Genomic DNA, 8,546 nt, shown 5'->3' with positions numbered 1-8,546 from the left:
CGCCGATCGTGCTCCCCCCTTTGGTGTTTTTTTTTACGGGGGGGGGGTTGCCCCCCACGACAGTGGGCGCCGGGCTGGAGGAGATCCTGTTCATCGCGCGGCAGCGCGACCGTCGCACCGGCGAGCTGACCAAGATCGCGGTACGGATCTCGTTCGACGCCGCGGGCGGCGCGGAGCTGACCGTCGGCACGCCCCCGGTCGAGCCGGTCGAGCCGCTCGACGAGTACCGGCTGAAGGTGCTGCGGGCCAGCAGCCGCAACACGGTGTACCCGTACGAGTTGACCAGCCGACTCGGTGACTTCGTCGAGTACGACCTCGACGACGCGCACGCGCTAATTCCGGTGGACCGGCCCAAGGGGCGCAACCGCGCCGCGATCGTCGCCGGTGTCGTCACCACGCCGGCCACGCTGCATCCGGAGGGTGTCACCCGGGTCGTGCTGCTCGGCGACCCGACGAAGTCGTTGGGCGCCCTGTCCGAGCCGGAGTGCCGGCGGGTGATCGCCGCGCTGGACCTCGCGGAGCGGATGCGGGTGCCGCTGGAGTGGTGGGCGCTGTCCGCCGGCGCCCGGATCTCGATGACCTCGGGTACGGAGAACATGGACTGGGTGGCCGCCGCCCTCAAGCGGATCGTCGAGTTCACCCAGGCCGGTGGCGAGATCAACATTGTGGTGGCGGGCATCAACGTCGGCGCGCAGCCGTACTGGAACGCCGAGGCCACGATGCTCATGCACACCAAGGGCGTCCTGGTGATGACGCCGGACTCGGCGATGGTGCTCACCGGCAAGCAGTCGCTCGACTTCTCCGGCGGGGTGTCCGCCGAGGACAACTTCGGCATCGGCGGCTACGACCGGGTGATGGGGCCGAACGGGCAGGCGCAGTACTGGGCGCCGAACCTGACCGCCGCGCGGGACGTGCTGATGGCCCACTACGAGCACACGTACGTCGCGCCCGGCGAGGACGCGCCGCGGCGGGCGAGCACCACCGACCCGGTGGACCGCGACGTCTCCACGTTCCCGCACGACGTGGCGGGCAGCCCCTTCCGCACGGTCGGTGAGATCTTCTCCGCCGAGGCCAATCCGGACCGCAAGAAGCCGTTCGACATCCGGACGGTGCTGCGGGCCCTCGCCGACCAGGACCACCCGGTGTTGGAGCGGTGGGCGGGCATGGCCGACGCCGACACCGCGGTCGTGCAGGACGCCCACCTCGGCGGCATCCCGGTATGCCTGCTCGGCATCGAGTCCCGGTCGGTGCCGCGGCGCGGGTTCCCGCCCACCGACGGCCCGGACACCTACACGGCGGGCACGTTGTTCCCCCGCTCGTCGAAGAAGGCCGCGCGGGCCATCAACGCCGCCAGCGGCAACCGGCCCCTGGTCGTGCTGGCGAACCTGTCCGGCTTCGACGGCTCGCCGGAGTCGATGCGCAAGCTGCAACTGGAGTACGGCGCCGAGATCGGCCGGGCGATCGTGAACTTCCAGGGCCCGATCGTCTTCTGCGTGATCTCGCGCTACCACGGCGGCGCGTTCGTGGTGTTCTCGAAGGCGTTGAACCCGAGCATGACGGTGCTCGCGCTGGAGGGGTCGTTCGCCTCGGTGCTCGGCGGCGCTCCCGCCGCGGCGGTGGTGTTCTCCGCCGACGTCAACGCCCGTACGGCCGCCGACGAGCGGGTGCGAGCCCTGGAGGCCCGCGTCGCCGCCGCGGCCGGCACCGAGCGCGCCGCGCTGGCCGCCGAGCTCGACGAGCTGCGCACGTCGGTGCGGGCGGAGAAGCTCGGCGAGGTGGCCACGGAGTTCGACCGGGTGCACAACATCCAACGCGCCGTCGAGGTGGGCTCGGTGGACGCCGTCATCCGCGCCGCCGAGCTGCGTCCGCGCGTCATCGAGGCCATCGAGGCGCGTCTGCGCGGCTGATCAGCTGCCGATCCCGCATGGTGGGGACGGCGCCGACCCATCCCGGTCGGTGCCGTCCCCACTGCCGTTGGCAGGCCGGCCACACCGCGCACCCGTCGAAACTTTCATCCGATGACTCTCCACAGTCGCGCAGCTCACCCGACTCTTTTCCGGAAGTTTTCAGAGTTGACGAGGCCCATCGACGGCCATAATGTTTCGAACGAGTTTCCGGTGCTTCGGAGAGCGCCACCGAACCCGAGACCGCACCCCGCCCACTCATCCCCGGGCCGCACCCTCCCTTCAAAGATCGACGTTTGTCGATCATGCTCGAAAGGAAGGCAGATGAAGCCAAGACGGTGGATCAGCGCCGGCCTCGTCGCCGTCGCGACCGCTGCGGCGTTGAACGCGATGCCGGCCACCGCGAGCCGGCCGTACGACCCGACCACGCAGAGCCTCGCGACCCTCGGCCAACGTCACGGCCTGAAGATCGGCACCGCGGTGAACGCGACAGCCCTCAACGACGCCAACGACCCGCAGTACCGCCGGCTGGCCGCCTCGGAGTTCTCCTCGGTCACGGCCGAGAACGCGATGAAGTGGGAGAGCCTGGAGCCCACCCGGGGCACCTACGACTGGACGGCCGCCGACCAGCTCGTCGAGTTCGCCAAGCGCAACAGGCAGGCCGTGCGCGGCCACGTGCTGGTCTGGCACAACCAACTGCCCGCCTGGCTGACCAGCGGCGTCGCCGACGGCAGCATCTCCAAGCAGGAGCTGCGTGAGCTGCTGCGCAAGCACATCACCACGGTCGTCAACCACTACAAGGGCAAGATCTGGCAGTGGGACGTGGTCAACGAGGCGGTCAGCGACCCCTGGGACACCCCGTCGACGTTGCACTACAAGGGCTTCTGGGCGCAGAACCTCGGCCCCGACTACATCGCCGACGCGTTCCGCTGGGCCCGCGCCGCCGATCCCAACGCGCTGCTGTTCTACAACGACTACAACATCGAGGCGTTCGGCTCGGGCAACCCCGCCGACGACAAGACGCAGTTCGTCTACGACATGGCCAAGAGGCTGCGCGCGCAGGGCGTCCCGATCGACGGCGTCGGCTCGCAGGGCCACCTGGGCACCCAGTACGGCAACTACGACACCCTGCAGGTGACCGCCGCCCTCAAGCGGTTCGCCGCGCTCGGTCTGGCCACCGCGTTCACCGAGGTCGACGTCCGCAGCCAGATGACCGCAGGCGTCCAGGCCGGCAACTCCGAGGAGATCAACCCCCGGTTGCAGGCGTCGGCCGCCAACTACAGCGTGCTGATGAAGGCGTGCCTCGCGGTACGCACCTGCCTGTCGTACACCGTCTGGGGTTTCAGTGACAAGTACTCGTGGGTGCCGGACTGGTTCAACGACCCGCCCGAGGGTCTGGCCACCATCTACGACGAGAACTACCAGCCCAAGCGGGCGTACCAGGAGCTGAAGTCGGACCTGATCTTCGCCGGCCCGCCGTACGTCCTGCCGCGTATCGCGCCCAGGCCGCACCGCTGAACCGGCACGGGTCGTGCGGGGTCCACCCTCCCCGCACGGCCCGTGTCAGCGCGGCACGGCCAGGTCGTCCTCCGGCAGGAGCGGGCGCATGAACGTCCGCTCGTAGCGCACCACACAACCCGACTCGTCGCGGATCGCGTCGGCCGCGACGAACTCCGGGTCGTCGCCGAACCGTGCGCGGTACCGCTCGTACGCCGCCAGGCTCTCGAAGCTGAACAACGCCTCGGCCCGGTCGCTGGCACCCTCGGCGGGCAGGAAGTAGCCGTGGTGCACGCCGCCGTGGCGGGCCACGAGCCGCATCCATGCGCGGGCGAACCGTTCGAACGCGTCGATCTGCGCGGGGTCGATGGTGTAGTGCACAACGCACGTGATCATTGATCCACCATAGGGCTCGCGCCGGGCCCTGCCGCGCGACGGCCGGCAGTAGGATCACGGGCACCTCGGCGAAGACTGTCGCCTGCCCTGCCGGAGCCCGCATGTCGACAGATCCGCCCGGCGACACCACCCGAATCCGAGGCGCGCTCCTCGGCCGCCGTGGCGCCGGCCCGTATCGCGCGATCCGCCGAGCGCTCGCCGCCGGCTGCCTCATCGCCGTCGCCGGGGTGCCGGCCCAATCGCCGGTGGCCGGGGCTCCCGCGCCCACGACGGTCCGGGTGCTGCAGATGAACCTCTGCAACAGCGGTCGCGCCGGCTGCTGGACCGGGCGGGCGTTGACCAGGGCCGCCGAGGTGATCAGGGCCGAACGACCAGCCCTGGTCACCCTCAACGAGATCTGCCGGGACGACGTGCCCACCCTGGAGGCGATGTTCGCGGCCACCCACCGCGGCGCGGCGGTCGTGTCCGCCTTCCAGGCCGCCGGCGACCGCCCCAGCGGCGCCGACACCCGATGCCGCACCGGCAAGGCGTACGGCTTCGGGTTGCTGACCGGGCTGCCGGCGGCCGGCAGCCGGTACGCCGTGCACAGTGGAATCCACCCCACACAGGACGTCGCGGACCCCGAGGAACGACCCTGGCTCTGCGTCCACGTCGGCGGCGCCCTCAACGCCTGCACCACCCACCTGGCGGCGACCAGCCGCGCCGTCGCGCTCACCCAGTGCGGCCACCTGCTCGACGAGATCCTGCCCGCCATCGCGCGAAGCACCGGGTACGCGCCCACCGTGCTCAGCGGCGACCTCAACCTCCGCCTCGGCGACGACCCCGACGTACGGTCCTGCACGCCGCCCGGTTACCTGCGCGTCGGCGACGGCGCGGTGCAGCACATCCTGACGAGCACCGACATCGTGCTCTGCTGCACCCGGTCGGTGGGCATGGGCGGGGCGACCGACCACCCCGCCCTGCTGGCCACCCTCGTCATCGAGAACACACGGCCGACCCGCCGCTGACGACAGCCGCCGGCGGGTGCGGTAGGCAGAACAGTTCCTGCGGTGCTTCTCGTCGGAGGGTCGTGCCATGCTGCCGCTCATCTCAGAGCAGGGAGCACAGGGCATGGTCACGGTGATCGTTCGGGATGAGACAGCGACCGGCAGAGCGATCGAGAGCTGGCCGTTGGCGGGCCTGCCGGAGCGCATCTCGGCGCGGGAACTGGTCCGGCTGCGGGTGCGCGAGGAGGTGGCGCGGTTCAACGCCCAGCAGCCGCGGCACTTCCGGGGCCTGGTCCAGCCGACCGACACGGAGGCGACGCTGAACGGCTACCGGGTCACCCCGGGCAGGCGACTCGACTGGGTGGCGCAGGCGGATCGCGCCTGCGCCGCGTTCGCCCGTAACGGTTTCCTGCTGTTGGTCGGCGACCGCCAGATCGAGGACCTCGACGAGGAGATCGACCTGCGTACCGACCCGGACGTGGCGTTCGTCCGGCTCGTCGCGTTGGTGGGTGGCTGACATGGGCGACTGGACGGCGCTGCTGCCCCACCTGAGCGATGCGGACCGGCGACAGGTGGAGACCGGTGTCGCCGAGGCCGACGAACGGATCCGGGCGGTGTTGAGGATCGCGAGCACGTACTTCTGGGGTTCCTCGGTGACCAGCGTGCCGGAGTGGGCCACCGTCGAGTCGTGGCCAGCCGAGGAGCGTCGCCGCGCCGCCCTGGCCGTGCACCGGGAGTCGGCGAGCGGCTCGATCCCCACCGCGCTGAACGACGTCGTACGCAGCCTCGCCGCCGAGGACGTCCCGTTCACGCGGGCGGACCTGGTGTGGTGCCTGGACGTCCTCGCTCGCGGCGCCGGCTTCGACAACGGCGCCGACCTGGAGCTGCCCGCCCTGATCGCTCCGCGCCTGCCGGCCGCCGAGCTGGCCGACCTGGTGCCGGCGCTGTCCGCCCTGGTCAGTGAGCTGGTCGACGACTACTTCATCGCGGCGGGGCCCCGCCGACGTGCCGTGACGCTGCTCGGGCGGGCCATCGACCGGGCCACCGGCAGTCGCCTGCCGTCGTCGCTGTTGCACGGCGGGGACACCTTCGGGCCAGCCGTACGCGCCGACCTAGGCGCCGACCTCGTCGCGCCGGGGGTGCCGGAATTGCTGGAGCACTGCGCCGCGCTGGACAAACCGGCGGCGACCGCGAAGTGGCTGCGCCGCCTCGACGAACTGCTCGCGGCCGCGCACGGCGGCCGGCAGGTCGTACGCCGGCTGCTCGACGCGTTCACCGCCCACGGCCGGACCGTCCACGACGACTCGGACCGCCTCCTGCGCGGGCTGGTCTGGGCGCTGTCGCGCGAGCGCGACGAAAGAGCGACGGACCTGCTGGCACGGGTCACCGCCGGTGCGGCGGCAGCGCCGCGCCAGGCAGCCGGGTTCCCGTACGCCCCGCGCACGGCGATCGTGGCGGTACGACTGCTGGCCGACCGCGACGGCGACGTGCCGCTGCGCACGCTGGCCCGCCTGGCGGTGACGGTCCGGAACAAGGCCGTGCGGAGCCGGGTCCAGGCCGCGCTGACCGAGCTCGGCGCGCGACGCGGGTGGACGCTCAGCGAGGTCATGGAGCTGACAGTCGACGACCACGGGCTCGGGCCCGACGGGTGCCTGCGCACAGCCGTCGGCCCGTACGAGGCGACGGCCGAGATCGTGGGCGACCGGGCACGCCTGGTCTTCGCCCGCGACGGCGTCGCGCTCAAGGGCGTCCCGGCCCAGGTCAAGCAGGCGCACGGCGACGAGCTCACGCACCTGCGGGACGTCGTCAAGCGGATCGGCGCGACCCTGGTCAGCGAGCGCCAGCGGGTGGAGGGGCTGCTGTCGGAGGAGCGCACCTGGTCGTACCCGGACTGGTCGTCGCGCTTCCTCGACCACCCGGTCACGGCGACCTACGGGCGGCGCCTGCTGTGGGAGACCAGCACCGACGGCCAGCGCTGGACGGCCGGCCTGCCCCGACGGGACGGCGACGGGTGGACGATCGTCGACCGGGACGGCCGGTCCCTCACGCACGGGTCGGTCCGGCTGTGGCATCCCGTCCGCGCGAGCACTGCCGAGGTGCTGGCGTGGCGTGGGCACCTGGTCGCCGCCAGCCTGACGCAGCCGTTCAAGCAGGTCTTCCGGGAGGTCTACCCGCGCACGCCGGCCGAGGAGAAGACGCACACCTACTCCAACCGGTTCGCCGGGCACATCCTGCGCTACCGGCAGGCCAACGCCCTGCTGCGCGCCCGTGGCTGGCAGGCCGGCTACCTCGGCACCTGGGACGGCGGGTACGACAGCGAGGCCACGAAGGTCTTCGGCGGCGGGGCGTGGCGGGCGTCCTTCCACCACGCGCTGGTCGACAACCCGGATCCACACCACTACGACGTCGAGTACTGCTCCACCGACCAGGTGCGCTTCGCCCGACACGACGGGACGACCTGGCTGCCCGCGCCGATCATCGACGTGCCACCGCTGGTGTTCAGCGAAGCCATGCGCGACGTGGACCTGTTCGTCGGCGTCACCTCGATCGCCACCGACCCGCAGTGGGCCGATCGCGGCGAGGACCGGTTCTCCGCCTACTGGCAGCGCACGGCGGTCGCGGAGCTGACCCCGTCGGCGCAGGTACGCCGGGACGCGCTCGCGCGGCTGCTGCCCCGGATGGCCATCGCCGACCGGGTGGACCTCACGGACCGGTATCTGCGGGTCCGAGGGACCCTGCGCGCGTACCGGATCCACCTCGGGTCGGGCAACGTCATGATGGAGCCCGACGACGCGTACCTGTGCATCGTCGCCGCGCGCGCACAGACCGGGCGTCTGCACCTGCCGTTCGACGACGACCCCATGCTGTCCACGATCCTGTCCAAGGCGATCATGCTGGCCGCCGACGACCGGATCACCGACCCCACCGTGCTGAGCCAACTGCGACCCGTCGAGGTCGACTGATGCCGACCGAGAGAGTGGACTACCGGCGCATAGCGAACGAGATCGCCGGAAAGATCAAGTCCGGAGAGCTTGCGCCGGGCGAGAAGCTACCGTCCACACGGGAGCTTGCCGAGCAGCACGCCGTGCACATCTCCACCATCAACCGGGTCATGACCATCCTCAAGGACCGCGGGTTGGTTGAGGGACATCCCGGTAAAGGTGTCTACGTAGCCGAGGGATGAGCTCAGGCCGGCCGGGGTCAGGGCAGCAGGACGACGTGCAGACGGCGCGGGCCGTGCACCCCCTCCACCCGGATCAACTCGATGTCGCTGGTGGCCGACGGCCCACTGATCCAGGTCAGCGGGCGGTGCGGCGTCAGTCGGGCCAGGGCCTCGGGCACGGTGGCCACCACCTGGTCGGCGCGGAGGACGCACACGTGCCGGTCCGGTAGGAGGCTGAGCACCCGGCGGCCCTGGTCGGGCGAGCCGTCGAGGACGATCGTTCCGGTCTGGGCGATGGCGACGGCGGCGGCGGTGACGACGGCGTCCGCGGCGCCGATCCGCGCGTGGTCGAGGCCGTCGTCGGTCAGCGTGGTCACCGTCGGCGGCAGCCAGGCAGGCGGCAGACCCGGCGGTACGACGACGGTGCCCCCCGCCGGCAGGAGGTCGGCGATCGTGTCGGCGACGGCGGCCTCGGCGACCCGGTGCACGTGCGCCCGGTAGTCGGTCAGCCGCTGCGCCAACTGGTCGAGGTCGACGGCGTCGGCCTGCCGGTAGTCGCGGGGCGCCGGCGCCGGCGCGGGGCTGCCGGTGGCGAGCGCG

The 8,546-nt window shown here is 71.7% G+C and carries 8 protein-coding genes; 6 read left to right on the top strand and 2 right to left on the bottom strand.

The window, feature by feature from the left end; translation table 11 throughout:
- Both AB0J68_RS20790 and AB0J68_RS20785 read left to right on the top strand, forming a co-directional pair.
- Nucleotides 1–1,907: carboxyl transferase domain-containing protein (locus AB0J68_RS20790; RefSeq protein WP_363940012.1), on the top strand; the 1,907-nt coding region annotated here is incomplete at its 5' end.
- Between the two features lie 321 nt (nt 1,908–2,228).
- Complete coding sequence (locus AB0J68_RS20785) at nt 2,229–3,422, top strand: endo-1,4-beta-xylanase (RefSeq protein ID WP_363940011.1); 1,194 nt, start codon at nt 2,229–2,231, stop codon at nt 3,420–3,422.
- Between the two features lie 45 nt (nt 3,423–3,467).
- Here the strand turns inward: AB0J68_RS20785 and AB0J68_RS20780 are convergent, their stop codons facing one another.
- Nucleotides 3,468–3,797: an NIPSNAP family protein gene (locus tag AB0J68_RS20780; RefSeq protein ID WP_355068631.1), complete on the bottom strand. Its 330-nt coding sequence runs from the start codon at nt 3,795–3,797 to the stop codon at nt 3,468–3,470.
- A gap of 101 nt (nt 3,798–3,898) precedes the next feature.
- Between AB0J68_RS20780 and AB0J68_RS20775 the strand changes: the two genes are divergently transcribed.
- The 4 genes from AB0J68_RS20775 to AB0J68_RS20760 all read left to right on the top strand — a co-directional run bounded on the left by AB0J68_RS20775 (nt 3,899) and on the right by AB0J68_RS20760 (nt 7,967).
- Nucleotides 3,899–4,804 (top strand): endonuclease/exonuclease/phosphatase family protein, encoded by a 906-nt coding sequence (locus tag AB0J68_RS20775; protein ID WP_363940009.1) that lies wholly within the window; start codon nt 3,899–3,901, stop codon nt 4,802–4,804.
- A gap of 103 nt (nt 4,805–4,907) precedes the next feature.
- The gene (locus tag AB0J68_RS20770) at nt 4,908–5,300 is read left to right on the top strand and encodes a hypothetical protein (RefSeq protein WP_354861919.1); all 393 of its coding nucleotides are present in this window, start codon (nt 4,908–4,910) and stop codon (nt 5,298–5,300) included.
- Between the two features lies 1 nt (nt 5,301).
- Complete coding sequence (locus AB0J68_RS20765; protein WP_363940014.1) at nt 5,302–7,746, top strand: DUF4132 domain-containing protein; 2,445 nt, start codon at nt 5,302–5,304, stop codon at nt 7,744–7,746.
- Nucleotides 7,746–7,967 carry a winged helix-turn-helix domain-containing protein gene (locus AB0J68_RS20760; RefSeq protein WP_355068636.1) on the top strand — a complete coding sequence of 74 codons (222 nt, stop codon included), beginning with the start codon at nt 7,746–7,748 and terminating at the stop codon, nt 7,965–7,967. Before AB0J68_RS20765 ends, AB0J68_RS20760 begins: the two co-directional genes overlap by 1 nt.
- A gap of 17 nt (nt 7,968–7,984) precedes the next feature.
- Here the strand turns inward: AB0J68_RS20760 and AB0J68_RS20755 are convergent.
- Nucleotides 7,985–8,546: LUD domain-containing protein (locus tag AB0J68_RS20755; protein ID WP_363940007.1), on the bottom strand; the 562-nt coding region annotated here is incomplete at its 5' end.

Origin of the sequence: Micromonospora sp. NPDC049580, from assembly GCF_040675595.1 — a bacterium.
GTDB lineage: Bacteria > Actinomycetota > Actinomycetes > Mycobacteriales > Micromonosporaceae > Micromonospora.
The sequence above is the reverse complement of the archived record's forward strand: the minus strand, read 5'-3'. Positions and strand labels throughout refer to the sequence as shown.